This is a genomic window from Curtobacterium sp. P97, assembly GCF_023712445.1.
Lineage (GTDB): Bacteria > Actinomycetota > Actinomycetes > Actinomycetales > Microbacteriaceae > Curtobacterium.
In genome coordinates, this window is the sequence record NZ_JAMAYF010000007.1 from 44,073 (window position 1) to 58,756 (window position 14,684).

19 protein-coding genes, 1 tRNA gene and 1 pseudogene are annotated in these 14,684 nt (G+C 68.4%); 12 read left to right on the top strand and 9 right to left on the bottom strand.

Translation table 11 applies throughout. The annotated features are described in order from the left end of the window. Positions 1-59: 59 nt before the first annotated feature. The 12 genes and pseudogenes from M3677_RS09160 (at position 60) to M3677_RS09215 (ending at position 11,244) form a co-directional block, all read left to right on the top strand. Positions 60-347, top strand: a complete 288-nt coding sequence (locus tag M3677_RS09160) for a hypothetical protein (RefSeq protein ID WP_251160352.1) — start codon at positions 60-62, stop codon at positions 345-347. Continuing rightward, positions 337-3,090 (top strand): annotated as a pseudogene (locus tag M3677_RS09165) (tape measure protein); the annotation flags it as partial. The gene M3677_RS09160 and the pseudogene M3677_RS09165, both read left to right, overlap by 11 nt. 928 nt (positions 3,091-4,018) lie before the next feature. Further along, complete coding sequence (locus M3677_RS09170) at positions 4,019-4,921, top strand: hypothetical protein (RefSeq protein ID WP_251160353.1); 903 nt, start codon at positions 4,019-4,021, stop codon at positions 4,919-4,921. A gap of 1 nt (position 4,922) precedes the next feature. Next, positions 4,923-6,059 (top strand): hypothetical protein, encoded by a 1,137-nt coding sequence (locus tag M3677_RS09175; RefSeq protein ID WP_251160354.1) that lies wholly within the window; start codon positions 4,923-4,925, stop codon positions 6,057-6,059. Next, on the top strand, positions 6,040-6,939 hold the full coding sequence (locus M3677_RS09180) for a hypothetical protein (RefSeq protein WP_251160355.1): 900 nt from the start codon (positions 6,040-6,042) through the stop codon (positions 6,937-6,939). Before M3677_RS09175 ends, M3677_RS09180 begins: the two co-directional genes overlap by 20 nt. A 60-nt stretch (positions 6,940-6,999) precedes the next feature. Next, a complete protein-coding gene (locus M3677_RS09185; RefSeq protein WP_251160356.1) occupies positions 7,000-7,527 on the top strand; it encodes a hypothetical protein in 528 nt (175 codons plus the stop codon). A gap of 4 nt (positions 7,528-7,531) precedes the next feature. After that, on the top strand, positions 7,532-8,419 hold the full coding sequence (locus M3677_RS09190) for a hypothetical protein (RefSeq protein ID WP_251160357.1): 888 nt from the start codon (positions 7,532-7,534) through the stop codon (positions 8,417-8,419). Further along, complete coding sequence (locus tag M3677_RS09195; RefSeq protein ID WP_251160358.1) at positions 8,419-8,814, top strand: hypothetical protein; 396 nt, start codon at positions 8,419-8,421, stop codon at positions 8,812-8,814. The genes M3677_RS09190 and M3677_RS09195 overlap by 1 nt, the downstream gene beginning before the upstream one ends. 3 nt (positions 8,815-8,817) lie before the next feature. After that, positions 8,818-9,243, top strand: coding sequence for a hypothetical protein (locus tag M3677_RS09200; protein WP_251160359.1), 426 nt, complete (start codon positions 8,818-8,820; stop codon positions 9,241-9,243). Further along, the gene (locus M3677_RS09205) at positions 9,240-9,425 is read left to right on the top strand and encodes a hypothetical protein (protein ID WP_251160360.1); all 186 of its coding nucleotides are present in this window, start codon (positions 9,240-9,242) and stop codon (positions 9,423-9,425) included. Before M3677_RS09200 ends, M3677_RS09205 begins: the two co-directional genes overlap by 4 nt. Beyond that, positions 9,425-9,802, top strand: coding sequence for a hypothetical protein (locus tag M3677_RS09210; RefSeq protein WP_251160361.1), 378 nt, complete (start codon positions 9,425-9,427; stop codon positions 9,800-9,802). Before M3677_RS09205 ends, M3677_RS09210 begins: the two co-directional genes overlap by 1 nt. An 11-nt stretch (positions 9,803-9,813) precedes the next feature. Beyond that, complete coding sequence (locus M3677_RS09215; protein WP_251160362.1) at positions 9,814-11,244, top strand: SGNH/GDSL hydrolase family protein; 1,431 nt, start codon at positions 9,814-9,816, stop codon at positions 11,242-11,244. Between the two features lie 70 nt (positions 11,245-11,314). On the opposite strand, the gene M3677_RS09220 is transcribed toward M3677_RS09215, so the two are convergent. From M3677_RS09220 to M3677_RS09260, 9 genes are all read right to left on the bottom strand, one after another. After that, positions 11,315-11,917, bottom strand: coding sequence for a hypothetical protein (locus M3677_RS09220; protein WP_251160363.1), 603 nt, complete (start codon positions 11,915-11,917; stop codon positions 11,315-11,317). A gap of 35 nt (positions 11,918-11,952) precedes the next feature. Next, positions 11,953-12,117 (bottom strand): DUF4236 domain-containing protein, encoded by a 165-nt coding sequence (locus M3677_RS09225; RefSeq protein WP_251160364.1) that lies wholly within the window; start codon positions 12,115-12,117, stop codon positions 11,953-11,955. Between the two features lie 175 nt (positions 12,118-12,292). Then, positions 12,293-12,436 carry a hypothetical protein gene (locus M3677_RS09230; protein WP_251160365.1) on the bottom strand — a complete coding sequence of 48 codons (144 nt, stop codon included), beginning with the start codon at positions 12,434-12,436 and terminating at the stop codon, positions 12,293-12,295. After that, complete coding sequence (locus tag M3677_RS09235) at positions 12,429-12,587, bottom strand: hypothetical protein (RefSeq protein ID WP_251160366.1); 159 nt, start codon at positions 12,585-12,587, stop codon at positions 12,429-12,431. Before M3677_RS09235 ends, M3677_RS09230 begins: the two co-directional genes overlap by 8 nt. After that, entirely contained in the window at positions 12,580-12,807 is a 228-nt protein-coding gene (locus M3677_RS09240) for a hypothetical protein (protein WP_251160367.1), read from the bottom strand. The genes M3677_RS09235 and M3677_RS09240 overlap by 8 nt, the downstream gene beginning before the upstream one ends. Before the next feature lie 40 nt (positions 12,808-12,847). Beyond that, positions 12,848-13,099, bottom strand: a complete 252-nt coding sequence (locus M3677_RS09245) for a hypothetical protein (protein WP_251160368.1) — start codon at positions 13,097-13,099, stop codon at positions 12,848-12,850. After that, positions 13,099-13,377 carry a hypothetical protein gene (locus tag M3677_RS09250; protein ID WP_251160369.1) on the bottom strand — a complete coding sequence of 93 codons (279 nt, stop codon included), beginning with the start codon at positions 13,375-13,377 and terminating at the stop codon, positions 13,099-13,101. Before M3677_RS09250 ends, M3677_RS09245 begins: the two co-directional genes overlap by 1 nt. 292 nt (positions 13,378-13,669) lie before the next feature. Beyond that, positions 13,670-13,742: transfer RNA gene (locus tag M3677_RS09255), tRNA-Arg, on the bottom strand. Between the two features lie 112 nt (positions 13,743-13,854). Beyond that, the gene (locus M3677_RS09260; protein ID WP_251160370.1) at positions 13,855-14,640 is read right to left on the bottom strand and encodes a dienelactone hydrolase family protein; all 786 of its coding nucleotides are present in this window, start codon (positions 14,638-14,640) and stop codon (positions 13,855-13,857) included. Positions 14,641-14,684: the final 44 nt, after the last annotated feature.

Consider the following 14,684-nt stretch of genomic DNA (forward strand, 5'->3'; position numbering starts at 1 on the left):
ATGACATCGGCGACGACGAGGACTCCACCGCAGAACAGATCGCGAAGGCGGTCGACCACGTGAAGGTCGACCGCCTTCTGCGTGTCGCGACGCGGGAGCCGAGCTCGGTTCTCTTCGCCGTGCAGCACGGGTGGGACTACCCCGTCAGCCGCGAGTGGATGCAGCACGCCGACCAGATGGACCAGTTCGCCGCCGCCCAGTGGACCAAGGGCAGCCCCCGCCCGAAGCCGTACCCGCGCCCGTGGCGGGACGCCAACACCAACCGCCTCGGCAAGACCAATCTCGCCCCCGCAGAAGCGCGGGAGGTGCTGCGAAGGAACAGGGAGGGACTGACGCATGTCGACTGAGTCCGCCGTTGCGTACGTGTCCGTGGTTCCCCAGGCGAAGGGTGCCGGCCGGGCGATCGAGCGGGAAATCAACCCGCAGGCACTCGGCGTCTCGGTCGGCAGCAAGATGTCGTCCGGCTTCCTCCGCCAGGTCGGGTCGATGGCCGTGAAGTCCACCGCGATCGTCGGTGCAGGCGTCACGGCCATCGGCGCGACCATCGCAGGCGTCGCCGCGAAGAAGGGCATCGCCCGACTTCTCGACATCGACGACGCCAAGGGCAAGCTCGCAGGCCTCAAGACCTCCACCGAGGGCATCGCCCAGATCATGGACAGCGCCCTGCAGTCCGTCCGCGGTACCGCGTTCGGGCTCGGCGACGCCGCCGGGGTCGCCTCGAACGCCGTCGCCGCCGGCATCAAGCCCGGCCAGGCGCTCACGAAGTACCTCAAGCTCACCGCCGACGCGGCCACCATCGCGGGTGTCTCGCTCGACGAGATGGGCTCGATCATCAACAAGACCACCACCAGCGGCAAGGTCTACACCGACAACCTCAACCAGCTCGCCGACCGGGGCATCCCGATCTTCCAGTGGCTGCAGAAGGAGTACGGCGTCTCCGCCGAGGGCCTGTCCAAGATGGTCACCGACGGCAAGGTCGACGCCGCCACCTTCCGCAAGGTCATCGAGGAAAACATCGGCGGCGCGGCCCTCGCGTCCGGCAAGACCGTCCGCGGCGCGTGGGCGAACGTCGGCGCGGCGCTCGGCCGCCTCGGAGCCGCCTTCGGCGCGGGGCCCGTCGCTGCGGCACCCGAGCTGTTCACCGCGCTCTCGAACGCGATCGACCGAGTCGGCGTCGCCCTCACGCCCCTCTCGGACCGCTTCAACGAGTTCTCGTCGATCCAGCTCTACGCCCTCACCGAGCGGATCGACGCGATCGACTTCGGCAAGGTCATCTCCGGGGCAGGAGCCTTCGCGGCGAAGATCGGCGGCATCTTCGCCTCCCTCCGCAGCGGCGACACCGACAGCGCCCTCGGCAGCATCGGCACCTCTCTGTCCAAGCTGACCCCCGCCTTCGTCTCGTTCCGCGAGCAGCTCCCCGCCCTCGGCGACTCGATCGGCAAGCTCGCCGCCTCCGGCATCACCGTCCTCTCCGGCGTCCTCGGCTTCCTCGCCGAGCACGTCGACACCCTCGTCAAGTACATGCCGCTCATCGTCGCCGGCTTCCTCGCCTGGCGACTCGCGACCGCGCTCGTGACAACCGCGTCGCTCGGCCTCCGCACCGCCGAGCTGCTCGCCCTGCCGGTGCAGGTCAAGCGGAACCTGCTTCGCGTGCAGGCCGCACAGCTCGAGTACGCGACCGCACGCGGCATGGGCGTCTCCTCGGCCGCCACCGCGGTCAACACCGCCGCGACGAACCAGAACGCATCCGCGCTCGGCCGGTTCACCCTCGCGCAGCGGATCTCGACCACCGCGCAGAAGATCGGCACCGTCGCCACCCTCATCGGTGCCGGCGCGCTCCGGGTTTTCGGGGCCGCGGTGAAGGTTGCGATGGGTCCGCTCGGCTGGATCATCGCGATCGTCGGTGCCGTCGTCGCAGCGCTGACGTGGTTCTTCACCCAGACCGAGCTCGGCAAGTCGATCGTGCAGACCGTCTTCGCCGCGATCCAGGTTGCCGTCGCCGCGGTCGGCGACGCCTTCGTGTGGCTATGGGAGAACGCGATCAAGCCGGCCTGGGACGGGATCTCCACCGGCGCGACCTGGCTGTGGCAGTCCGTGCTGCAGCCGGTGTTCTCCGCGATCTCGACCGCCGTGCAGACCGTCGGCGGCTGGTTCGTCTCCCTCTGGACGAACTACATCGCCCCGCCGCTCACCGCGATCGGCGACGCGATCAGCTACCTGTGGTCATCCTGGATCTCACCGGTCTTCCAGCTGATCGGAGCGATCTTCAAGTGGGTCGGTGGCCTCATCGCGACCGCCGTCTCGATGATCGTCGGCCTCCTGGTCAACACCCTCGGAGCGGCCTTCTCCTGGCTGTGGACCGGCGTCATCCAGCCCGTGTTCGGGTTCATCGGCACCGCGATCTCCGCCTGGTGGAGCGTCACCTCGGCCGTGTTCACCACGGTCGTGTCGTTCCTGCAGGGGACCCTCGGAGCAGCCTTCTCGTGGCTGTGGACGGCCGTGATCCAACCCGTCTTCGGCTGGATCGGCTCGGCGATCTCCACCTGGTGGAACGGCCTGGTCCTCCCGGTCTTCTCCGCCGTCGTGGGAACCCTGCAGAACGTCCTCGGCCCGGTCTTCTCCTGGCTCTGGAAGTCGATCGTGCAGCCCGTCTTCGACGGCATCGGCAACGTCGTCCGCGGGGTATGGGAAGGTTGGCTCAAGCCAGTCTTCGACAAGATCATCGACATCGCGAAGGTGGTGCTTCCGGCGGCGTTCCAGACCATGAAGGACGCCATCGGCAAGGCCTGGGACGCGGTCAAGGAGATCGTGAAGGCCCCGATCCGGTTCATCGTCGAGACGGTGATCCAGAAGGGCATCATCGAGAACTTCAACAAGGCCGCCGACTTCTTCAAGACCGACCACCTGCCGAACGTCTCGCTGCCGAAGGGCTTCGCGACGGGCGGCTACACCGGCCCGGGCGGCAAGCACGACCCCGCCGGCATCGTGCACGCCGGCGAGTTCGTCTTCACGAAGGAGCAGACCGCGCGCCTCGGCGTTGGTCGGCTCTACGACATCGCACGGAACGGGTACGCCAACGGCGGGCTCGTCACCGCCGCGTCGGGTGCGTGGGACTGGCTCGCCGGGAAGGCCGGCAAGGCATGGAACTGGGCGCAGGACGCCGCGGGAACAGCCGCGTCGGTCATCTCCGACCCGATGGGGACTCTCGGGAAGCTCGTCAACGGGATGCTCGGGAGCGTTCCTGGGGCAGGCGGCATGCTGCAGCTCGCGAAGGGCGTCGGCAGCAAGATCCTCTCCGGCGTGATCGAGAAGCTGCAGGGGCTCGGCGACCTCGGCGGCCTGTCGCCGTTCGGCGGGGACGGCCGCAACGGCAACCTGCCGTCGACCGCGCTCGGCAAGGCGCTCGGCTTCGCACCGGGATCAGGCGTCGGTGCGACCGGCGGACTGCTGCAGACAGCAGCCGCGAAGGCATGGAACCTCGCGTACCAGGCATCCGGCGGTGCCCTCCGGCTCACTGAGGGGTACCGCGACCTGGCGGGACAGCAGTACCGGTGGTCGCTGTTCAAGAAGGGCGGCAATCTCGCCGCCCCGGTCGGCACGTCGAAGCACGGCTACGGCCTCGCAGCGGACGTCGCCGGTGGTCAGGGATGGCTCCGGGCGAACGGCGCGAAGTACGGCTGGGCGAACACCGGGCTCGGCTTCGCGCAGCGCGAGCCGTGGCACTTCGAGTACCGCGGCGTCCCGCAGCTCGCCGCCGGCGCGGTCGTTGGTCGCCGTCGCGGCGGGACCCTCGTCAACGTCGGCGAGGGCCGGTACGACGAGGCCGTGGTGCCGCTCACCCCTGGGATCACGGATGCGCTCGCTCGAGGCGGCCAGCGCGACCGTTCCGGCGGGCAGTTCACCGGGCAGCTGTACCTCGACAGTGGCGAGCTCCTCGGGATCGTCCGCGGGCAGATCGCCGAGGCCGACGGCCGACAGCGCACAACGATCATGAACGGCAAGAAGTGAGGGCCCTGTGATGGTGGACGTCGTAGATGGTGGAAACGCGACGTCCACCTTCACCGGAACTCTCGACGGCGGGAACGCGTTCACCGTGTTCCCGCCGGAACCGGTCCTGGTTCCGGAGATGTCGCCGGTGCCGCACATCGAGATCACCGTCGACACGGTGATCCCGGGCACGGTCACCGCGACGCTGTACCGGATCGTGGATGGTCGTGCGATGCGTGTCCGCGGGCTCGTGAACGTGTACGCGGCCGGCGGGTTTGGCGGGATCGACATGGAAGCTCCGTTCCGGACTGCGATCACCTACCGAGCCGAGTTCTTCGACTCCCGCGGGATCAGCCTCGGCTTCGGGGAGTCCTCCGAGACGTACCTCGACTTCGTAGGAACCGTCATCCACCAGCCGGTCGACCCCACTCGCTCCGCGATGGTGATCCTCGAGCAGAACGCAGCGAAGACTCTCACGCGTCCGTTCGATGGGTCAGTTGTGCGCCCCCTCGGCCGGTCGGTGCCGGTCTACATCGGCAACGGCCGCTCCGGGCTCGAGGACATCACCCTCGACTGCATCACCCTCACCCGCGCGGACGCAGCATCGCTGCGATCCGTGTTCGGCGGCTACGGCGACGGGGACGAGCAGCTGCCCGTCATCTGCTTCCGCTCATCGCTGCCGACCGGGCTTCCCGCGGTGCTGTTCGCCGTCATCCCGAAGCCGATCGAGGAGCCGTACGGGTGGAGCAACGACGACGAAGCGATCGTCTGGCATCTCGCGGGTCAGGAAGTCGCACCGCCGGTCGAATCGGTGGTCCGATTCGGGCTGACGTACTCGAGCTTCGAGAACGCGTTCGCGTCGTACTCCGACTTCGAAGCGGCCTACCTGACCTACCTCGCCGCTGAAACTGACTTCGACCTCGCAGGAGCGTGACGTGCGAACCATCTCCACCGCAGCCCGCGACGTCATCACGGGCGGTTCGTTCGACCTGGCCTACGTCGCGGACCTCTACTACGACGACCGCCGCTTGTTCGCGGGCCTGCCGATCATCGACCCGTCGTTCACCTGGGATGCGTCCGGTGCGGTCGAGGGGTCGGCGACCGTCACCGTCGTGTGGACCGACGAGCAGGGCACCTCGCTGTCCCCGACCGATCCGCAGGACTGGCTCGCCCCGTTCGGCGCGCGGCTCGTCGTCTACGCGGTCGTGTCCCTCGGCAGCACGTTCACCGAGCGGGTACAGATCGGCGACTTCACCATCACCGCCGTCCCATCGGCCGACGACAGCGTCTTCATCTTCGGCGAGACCCGCATCATCGTCGGGTCGAAGGTGGCGCTGCAGCTCAAGGACCGCATGGTCGAGGTGCAGCGCGACCGCTTCACGAAGCTCACCACCCCGTCGAACATGGGATCCGTGTGGGCGGAGGTGGCAGCACTCACCGGGCTCCAGCTGACCCGGTCGATGCTGGACGCACCGATCAGCCGCTCCGTCGTGTACGAGGAAGACCGCGTGAAGGCACTGACCGACCTCATGGCTGTCATCGGCGGTGTCCCGTGTATGGCAGCGGACGGCACTCTCACCGCCCGCCCGATCAAGCCGGGCGACCCGGTCGGTGCGCTCCGTGTCGGCGCGACCGGCACGATCACACAGCTCGGCGCTTCCCTCGACTCGGAGCAGGTCTACAACGGCGTCGTGATCCGGTCGGAGACCGGTGAGCAGAAGTCCGTGCTGGCCGAACTGTGGGTGACGTACGGGCCGCTCCGTGCCACGCCGGCGGGCGGCAAGCGAACCCCGTACCACCGAGTCCCGAAGCTGTTCTCGTCGCCGCAGATCACCTCCACCGCGCAGGCTGTCGCCGCAGCGCCCGGACTGCTCGAGACGTACTCGCAGCCGCGAGCCTCCACGCTCGAGATCCAGTGCATCGCGGACGTCTCCGTCGAGCTCGGCGACGTTCGAACTGTCGACGACGGGCAGGCCACGTGGACGGTGCGAGTTGTGAAGTACTCGCTGGGTGCTTCCGGAACGATGTCGATCACAGGGGACGTGCTGAACCGTGACATCAACATCCGCTGACGTCGTCGCCGAGCACCTCGCTGGCATCCCCGGCGTCGACCTGTTCCTCGGCGTCTTCGCCGGAGCCGGCGACAGCCTCGCCCAGGTCAACGTCGATGACCGGCAGCTCACCGTCCCCGCGCTCGGCAACTCCTGGCCGATGATCGGTGACCGGGTGCGTCTCCTCCGAGTCGGGAAGGCGACGATCATGCTCGGCAGTGTGCAGCAGCGCGCCACCGTCGGCAGGGTCACCGCACCCGGCAGTCCCCGCTGCACTGTCGAGTACCCGGCTGGGTCCGGCGTGACGCAGCTGATGGGCTATCCGAAGGGGGCTACGCCGGAAGTCGGCGATGTGGTCCTCATTAGCTGGGATGGTGAAGCAGGCGGCACGGTCACCGCGATCGTCACCGCAGCCGGCGGGCAGGACGGCCCCGTCCCGGAACCGCCAACGCCGCCGAAGCAGACCGACTTCCAGTACGTGTTCACCATGTCCGACTCCGGTTCGTTTCGGGACGGCGGCTGGTGGACGAACCAGGTGTACGCGTCCCCGTCGAACCAGTCCGCGTACTTCCCCGGGTCCGGGAAGATCGCCGACACCATCCCCGACGACGCGACGATCGACTCGGTCGCCATCTGGCTCCCCGTCAATCGTGACACCGGCAACCGGCCCCGCATCGGCACGCACAGCTACCAGACCAAGCCAGGCGGCCCACCGACCATCAGCAACCTCACCGAGCTCGGAACACAATCCGGCTGGGTGCAGCTCCCCACCTCCTACGGGGACCTCCTCAAGACCGGCGAGCAGTCCGGCATCGGCTTCGACGGAGCCGGCTTCGCGATTTTCGCCGGCACCCAGCAAGACGGACAAGCCGGCGCACTCGACATCGCCTGGCACCTCTAACCGCACACCCCGCCCCGGCCGCCACCGCGGCCCGCTCCGACGCGCCTTGGAGGTGCATCCATGACGACCACACCCGAACCCCTCAAGGGCGTCCCCAGGATCGAAGGCGACACCCCACCCACCTTCCGCGGCGACCACAACGCGCTCGCCGACTGGGTCCGTGATCACACCGGAGAGTCGGTTGCGACGGCCGCGGCTCTGCCGACGGCCGACAACTGGATCGGCCGCACGATCCGGGTACGTGCGGAGAACACCACGTGGGTGTTCATGGGGTCCGCTCTCGGGTGGCGTCCCGACCTGATCGCCCGCCTCGCACAGCCCCGCTCCAACACCGGCGTTGCCAACGCGACGCCTGTGTTCCTGACCGGTTCCGTGTCGGGCACGACCGGTGCGGGCGGCACGCTGAACCACACGTTCCGCACGCCGTTCCCCAACGGGTGCTCCTGGGTCGGTTGGACCCGAACGGACGGAAACGCCGGCTACTCGCCGCACCTGCAGGGCGATCCGACTCGGACGGGCTTCTCGACGTTCTGGCCGAACTCCGGAAACACCAAGGTCGGCCTCGACTACTTCGCGATCGGATGGTGACCCAGTGACCGCGCAGTTCAGCATCGGCCCGTCCTCCTACCCGGATCTCTTCGGGGTGGAGCAGGTCACGGCCACAGAGCGCATCGCGCTGCAGTTCCTGTCGATGAAGGTCGATTTCGACCAGTGGAAGGCCGATCAGGGGTCCGGTGATCGCCTCAGCGCGAACGAGGGCCGCCGGTCCGAAGCGCGCTGCCGATGGCTGTGGGCGAACCGGTTCGTGCTCGGCGTCGTCGTTGCACCACCGCTGACGTCGCGGCACTACGTGTCGGCGAACGCCATCGACGTCGGCGTGACGATGGCGAACGGCCGCAACCGCGCGCTCACCCCCGCCGAGTTCGACTGGATGCACACCCAGGCCGAGCTCCGCGGCTTCACCTGGACCGGCCGGAACTTCGGCGAGCCGTGGCACATCGAGGGAGCCACCCGCCCCGAGCACTTCCCGCCCTACCCGAACGCGCGCGAGCTCGTCGCGAGCGGCCCCAACCGCGGCGGGGCACCTGCCCCGACGATCGAACCGTCCCTGCTAGGAGAACACGACATGATCCTCTTCGAACACGCCAAGCGCGGCCAGGCCCTCGGTGGCGCTGGCTTCTTCCACCCGCTGACGCCGGAGGAAGCACCGTGGGCGGGTGCAATCTCGTCGACCCACATCGTCTGCGTCAACGAGCGCCACTTCGACCTCATCAAGGCGATGTGCACGCAGGGCGCGATCCAGCAGCCGGACGCGAAGGCGATCGCGAAGGGCGTCTGGGACTACGGCATCAAGGCCGAGAACGGCACCCAGCCCGCCGGCAACCGGCTCGCCGGCAGCGACCTCGGCCGAAACCTCACCACCGAAGTCCTCGGGAAGATCGCCAAGGCGGTCGTGGCTGCACTGGGAGGGAAGCGCTGATGGGCGACCACGAGATCATCAAGCCGAAGCATCTCGACGTCGACAGCATCTGGTACCGCGCGCAGCGCGTGCTCCGGACGGGCCTGACGACGCTCCTCACCGTCCTCCCGCTTGTCCCGCAGATCATCCAGATCGTGCAGGGGCAGTGGCCGGCCGCGACCGGGCTCACCGCGGTCGCGGTGCAGGCGGTCGCAATCAACTCCGCCCTCACCGCGATCATCGCCCTCCCGACCGTCAACCGGTGGCTCACCGCCATCGGCTTCGGTTCCGTGCCGCGGTCGGTCGCTCGCGAGCAGGCAGCAGCGAAGACGCCGGAGCTGCAGCCGGCCCAGTTTGAAGCCACGACGACCGACCTGCGTGACGAGCAGGGCGACGACCGCTCCGCGGCGCTGTAAGCCGTGACGAGCACACCGGGGGTGGACATCGTGCAGTGGTTACTCGCATCGACGGTGTCCACCCCCGCGAGCCCACCGGGCGACGTCTGGGCGTGGGTGTCCGGCAGCTTGTCCGTCTCCGACATCATCCAGGGCAGCGGTCTCGCCCTCATCGTCGTCCTCTTCGCCACCCGCCGCATCCTCACGATCGCCGACCACAGGAGCCGCATCGCGGACCTCGAGAAGTACCAGGCTGCGGTCCTCAAGGAGAAGGACGACCGCTACGCCGAGATGCGCGAGTCACGGGACGCGTGGAAAGAGACCGCCAGTACGGAACGCGCTGGCCGCGAGAAGGCAGAAGACGGCGTCCGCGAATTCGCCGACGAGTACGCGAAGCTTTCCAACCACCTGCTGGGCTCCATCGAGCAAGCCGCCGGAGGCTCGTCATGAACGAGAACACGTCAGGCCGCGAGGAAGCCCGCCGAGCCCGCGAGGAAGCCCGATCAGCGTCGCATCGGATCGATGCGCTCCTCGACAGCATCCGCACCGGGCCGTTGGCGCAGCTGCGGCAGTCGCGGGAAGAGAACCACTTCGCGCAGAAGATGCGCGCGATCATCCGAGGGGATAACTGATGGACGTCTGGCTCAACACGTGGGCGACTGCGCCGGCGACGGTGGCGGGCGTGTTCGCGCTGCTGACGGCGCTGCTGTACGGGCTCGGCTCACCGTGGTACCGGTCGGTCCTCGGTGTTGTGTTCTTCGGCCTGTTCGTCGGCTCCGTCCCGGTGTTCGCGCTGGTTCTAGTGCGACGGATCGTGGCGACGATCGCATCCGGCGGCCCCCAGACATCCGGCGACGGTCTGGGCGCGCTCGCGTTCACCGTGTACACGTTCGTTGCCGTCATCTGGGTGCTGGTGTTCTTCACCGTCGTCCGTGAGCGACGGCACACCCCCACGCCCACCCCGCCGCTCGAACGGCGCACCAAACACCGCGCCACGGCGCACGACTGAGAGCAGGAAGCATGGCCGACGACATCCGGCGCATCCGCGTCCGCCGCGACACCCTCGCGAATTGGCAGGAGGGCAATCCGACCCTCGAAGACGGAGAACTGGTGTGGGTCACTGACACGAGAGACCTACTCGCAGGGCCCGGTAGTTTCGATTCTCTCTGGGACGCGGCGCAGTCAGTGCCGACCCGGGCAAGAGCGGCGGCGGATGACGCGAAAGCATCGGCAACCTCCGCTGCCACCTCTGCTGCCTACGCGGGTACTGCTGGAGCGGCAGCTGCACAGAGTGCGGTGGGCGGCGCACCGGCCGAGCTGCTGGCTACGTTCAGCGGTCAGGTGCCGACGCTGGACCCGACGCCCCCGAAGGTCACCGTGAGCAACAACCAGTCGCTCGGCGGCGGGCCTGACGCTTCGGGACTGATCACAGACCGCAAAGCGAACGCGTCCGGGTGGTACACATCCATCGCCCCGACCGATACGACGCAGCAGCGTTACTTCGCTCCGTCCGCCCCGACGAACAACCCGAGCGCTCCCAACCCGGATACGTGGAACGTGTCCTTTCCCCGCGGCGGAGTCGGTCCAGGCAACTTCTCGCACGAGATCCGCGTCACCGGCGGCCAGATCATCCAGTACATGTTCAAGCAGCTCACCGGTGCTGCTTTCCGCATCCTCGTCAACGGGCGCTATTTGACACCAACGCATGTCCCGCTCGGTGGAACGGCGGGTCAGCTAGGTTTCGTCACGGTGGACTTCGGCGCGCCGATCGTCGCGCCGGTGAACATCACGCTCGAAGCTACGGGGGCACCGTTCTACGGCGTGATCCACCAGAACGCGTCCACCATCAGCAAGATTCCGGGGCCGGAACCGAAGAAGCTGATGATGATCCTCGACTCCTACGGTGGAGGGTCCGGACAGGTGACCACGCTGACGTCGCTCGCGAAGACAACGGCATGGCTGCTCGGTTGCCGCGCGCTCGCGAACACGAGCATCGGTGGTTCCGGCTGGCTCGCTAACGGCAACAACGGCGAACCATCCATTGGGAACCGTGTGGCGAACGACGTCGTCGCACAGGCCCCAGACGTGATCGTCATCGGGTTGGGGCACAACGACGCCCCGTACTCGGATGCACAGATCCAGACGTCGGTGAACTCCGCCGTCGCCGCGATCCGCGCTGGCCTGCCTAATGCTTTGATCGTCGTGACGGGACCGATCTTCTCGACTCCGGCACCCGGCCGGTACACGGCGATGCAGGCAGCGATCTTCGCAGGAGTGTCTGGCATCGCAGGCGTTGTGACTGTCGACACGGTCAACCGTCCGTGGATCACCGCCGCGAACGCCGGGAAGTACGTCAGCTCGGATGGCACGCACCCCGTGCAGCTCGGCGCGAACTACTTCGGGATCCGTTACGCGGCGATGATCGCCGAAGCCCTCGCGGTCAAGTTCTGACAGTGAAGCGACGTTGATAAAGCGCCCCGCCACCTCAAATGAGGTGGCGGGGCGCTTTCGTCGTCACCCCTCAGGAAGCGGTAGCCTCGACCTGGTCGAAGCCGCCTGACGGAGCGACGGTGACGCGCCACGCGGAGGTGATGGGCTCGTCGAAGGCGACGAGTGCGGTGCCCTTCGCGCCCGGCTGCAGGTCGAACAGTGCGTACTTGTTGCTGGCCTCGGTGAGGTCGTACACCTTGTCGGTGTCGTCGCCGGCGGTGTCGCGCCAGTCGGCGAAGACGTCGGAGAGGTCGATGCTGTCGAGCTGCTGGCCGTCCTTGGTGATGACGGTGAGCCCGTACATGTTGAGGCTCTCGGTGCCGTTCGTGTTGTCGAGCGTCACCGGCACCAGCGTGTACTGCTTCCCGTCGACCGTCGCGCGTGCCGCCTCGACAGCGTCGATCTCTGGGCCCGCGGGCTCGTCGCCGAGGTTGAACGTGCCCGTAGCGCCCTTGTAGTCGAACGTCCACGTCTTGTCGATGTTCTCGACGGGGGTCTGCTTCGTCTCGGTCGGGGTCGGCTCCGACTCGACCTCGGCCTGAGTGCCGGTGCCCGTCGTGGATCCCCCCGCGCTGCAACCCGTCAGCCCCAGCGCGGCGGCGAGGGCGACGGCAGCGATCGTGTGCTTCTTCACAGACCGAAGCATAGGGGCGCTCACGTCCGCGCGGGTCAGAAGATCCGGAACGAGAAGCCCTTGCCGAGACGGATCGTCACCCGCCCCTTCGACGACACCGAGATCGGACCCCGCCGGGCGCTCGCCGAGACGCCGCGCTGAGTGACGTTCAGTCGGACGCCGCGGCCGAGCCGCTTGCTCTTGCGGAACAGGAGGCCCATCAGCGCTTCGCCTCTTGCTCAGGCTGGTATTCGAAGTGCCACGGTTCCGATAGGGAGTCCTCCCACGATGGGCGCGCAACCGCGACGTCGTGCCGGGACCGCCCCGCCTGTCGGCTACCACCAGACTTGCGCCAGCGGGCGTAGAGCTCGAGCTGCCGTTGACGGCTCTCCTCGCTCATCGCTTCGCTCCCCGCTCGAGCACGCCGAGCAGCTCGTCGCACAGCCAGACCGCGGTGCCGAGCCCGCGGCGCACGGTCACCAGCACCCGGGTGGCCTGGTCGGCGCGCGTCGTGCGCGCCAAGTCGGTCGTGTCACTCATCGTCTTCCTCCACGTACTCACGGAGCCGCTCGCGCACGACGGCCGTGAGGCTGCCGTACCGCGGGTCGGTCTTGGCCTTGGCGAGCGCCGGGTCGTACTCCTCGTCCGGGATCCGGAACGGGCGGCTCGGTGTCTTCGGTTGGTTAGGCATCGGTGCCTGCCTGCTCGGTTGCTCGCATGATGCTTGCCTTGTGCCGGTCATGGATGTGACGGGCTGTCTTGCTGTCGATGGGCCACAACAGCAGCTGTTCGCCGCATTCACACCAGGGGATCACTCCTCGGGGGGCGATGGGGTTCTTGACGGGACGGAACGCGTGACCGCGCAGAACCACCGCCTTCTTGCGCGGCGGGATGGGTGTGTTGTCGTCCATGTGGGCGACCCTACACGGGTGTAGATACACCCGCAAGGGGTCAGGCTGGCCGCACGGCATCCCTCCACACCCACGCCGTGTCTGCGCCCTGCCCGAAGCCCCACTCGACCAGCACCGCGCGCTCTGTGTACGCGAGCACCCGCGCCTCGACTTCGAGGATCCGGTCGGCGAACTGCAGCCACGCGAGCACCGTGTCCGGCGCGGGCAGGTCAACCTCGGGCCCGCCTCGAGCCACCTCGGGGAGCGAGAACGCATCACCGAGCGCCCACCGGTCCCGCCGGCGCTTCGCCATCAGCTCCGCCGCGACTTGATCGCGCGCCGCGTCACACGCTCCCGCGGCAGCCACACCTTGTGTGGGAACCCCATGTGCACGAGCTGCACCAGGACCCGGTCACCACCGTCCGCGTCCACGAACCCCGGCGAGCGCTGCGGTCCCGTCCGGGTGAAGTCGACGCGGGCCCAGACGGGGTCATGGGCCACCGGCGTCGCGCCGGCCGCGGCGGGGATCCCGAGGGGCTGGTCGTCTGGTGGGTCCGGGTGTGACGGCGGGGACCAGGTGTAGTCGCTCACGGGCGCAGGATGCCGTGCGCCACCGACATCAACCCGCCGGGGTTGATTCGGCCGGAATCAGCCCTGCGGGGTTGACGCCTGCTCGGCGTTGCAGCGGGCGCATACACGCGGGTCGTCGTACTCGAGCCCCGCGGGGACCCAGACGTGCAGGCAGTCGGTCGCTTCGTCCATGCGACCCAGTCTCCCCCGATCGGAGAACAACGAAGCCCCCAGGCGGTCTGCCTGGGGGCTTCTGTGTTGCCGTTTCCAGCGATGGGATACTGTCCGGGATGCACCCGGTTCCCACTTCCTGTGCGCTCGAAGGGACTCGAACCCCCAACCTTCTGATCCGTAGTCAGATGCTCTATCCATTGAGCTACGAGCGCATCCGGTCTTGCGACCGATGCTGGCCTTGCGGCCGTGGAAGACTCTACAACAGGTGCGGCGCGGAACGCCAATCGAGCCGCGCCGCACCGAGCCCTCGGCGTGTCGCGCCGTTCAGACCACGGTCGGCTCCTCGTCGAACACCTCGGCGAGGAACACCTGCAACGCCTGCCACGAGCGGCGGTCGGCGCGCTCCTGGTACTGCGCCCCGTGGTCCGGCGCATCGGTGCCCGGCACCGCGAACGCGTGCATCGCGCCGGCGTAGGTGGTGACCTGCCAGTCGACCGACGGCACCGCGCGCATCTCGTCCTGCCACTCGGCGACCGTCGTGTCCGGCACCATCGGGTCCGCTCCCCCGGTGAGCACGAGGAGCTTCGCCCGGATCGCGGACGCGTCCGAGGGCTCGTGCACGATCAGGCCACCGTGGAAGGACACTGCGCCGGCGAGGTCCGCACCGGTGCGCGCGAGTTCGATCGCGCCGGAGCCGCCGAAGCAGTACCCCATCACGACGATGCGGGAGTGGTCGACGTCGGGGTCGTCGCGCAGCCGGTCGAGCCCCGCGGTCAGCCGGGCGCGGAACAGCGGCAGGTCCCGGTAGAACGAGCCCGCGACCTCGCCGGCGGTGTCGTCGCCGGGACGGACGCCCTCGCCGTAGACGTCCGCACCGAAGGCGACGTAGCCGAGACGGGCGAGCATCGTCACCCGGGCCTCGACGTGCTCGTTGACGCCGTGCCAGTCGTGGATCACGAGGACGGCGGGGCGGGGCCCCGACACGGCGTGGTCCTTCGCCAGCACACCGAGGAGCGCGGTGCCCTCGTGGTCGTAGCGGACGGGCTCGACGCGGACGTCGGAGCCGGCGGGGACGGGGACGGTGGACAGGACGTCGTCGGTGGTCTTCACGTCACCGGACGCTACGCCGCGCGACCGGCAGACGGACGGGAGGC

Excerpts from the sequence above, each read along its gene's own strand:
- M3677_RS09170 (WP_251160353.1), top strand. The coding sequence starts at position 4,019 with ATGGTGGACGTCGTAGATGGTGGAAACGCGACGTCCACCTTCACCGGA.
- M3677_RS09185 (WP_251160356.1), top strand. The coding sequence starts at position 7,000 with ATGACGACCACACCCGAACCCCTCAAGGGCGTCCCCAGGATCGAAGGC.
- M3677_RS09195 (WP_251160358.1), top strand. The coding sequence starts at position 8,419 with ATGGGCGACCACGAGATCATCAAGCCGAAGCATCTCGACGTCGACAGC.
- M3677_RS09205 (WP_251160360.1), top strand. The coding sequence starts at position 9,240 with ATGAACGAGAACACGTCAGGCCGCGAGGAAGCCCGCCGAGCCCGCGAG.
- M3677_RS09210 (WP_251160361.1), top strand. The coding sequence starts at position 9,425 with ATGGACGTCTGGCTCAACACGTGGGCGACTGCGCCGGCGACGGTGGCG.
- M3677_RS09215 (WP_251160362.1), top strand. The coding sequence starts at position 9,814 with ATGGCCGACGACATCCGGCGCATCCGCGTCCGCCGCGACACCCTCGCG.
- M3677_RS09225 (WP_251160364.1), bottom strand. The coding sequence starts at position 12,117 with ATGGGCCTCCTGTTCCGCAAGAGCAAGCGGCTCGGCCGCGGCGTCCGA.
- M3677_RS09230 (WP_251160365.1), bottom strand. The coding sequence starts at position 12,436 with ATGAGTGACACGACCGACTTGGCGCGCACGACGCGCGCCGACCAGGCC.
- M3677_RS09235 (WP_251160366.1), bottom strand. The coding sequence starts at position 12,587 with ATGCCTAACCAACCGAAGACACCGAGCCGCCCGTTCCGGATCCCGGAC.
- M3677_RS09240 (WP_251160367.1), bottom strand. The coding sequence starts at position 12,807 with ATGGACGACAACACACCCATCCCGCCGCGCAAGAAGGCGGTGGTTCTG.
- M3677_RS09245 (WP_251160368.1), bottom strand. The coding sequence starts at position 13,099 with ATGGCGAAGCGCCGGCGGGACCGGTGGGCGCTCGGTGATGCGTTCTCG.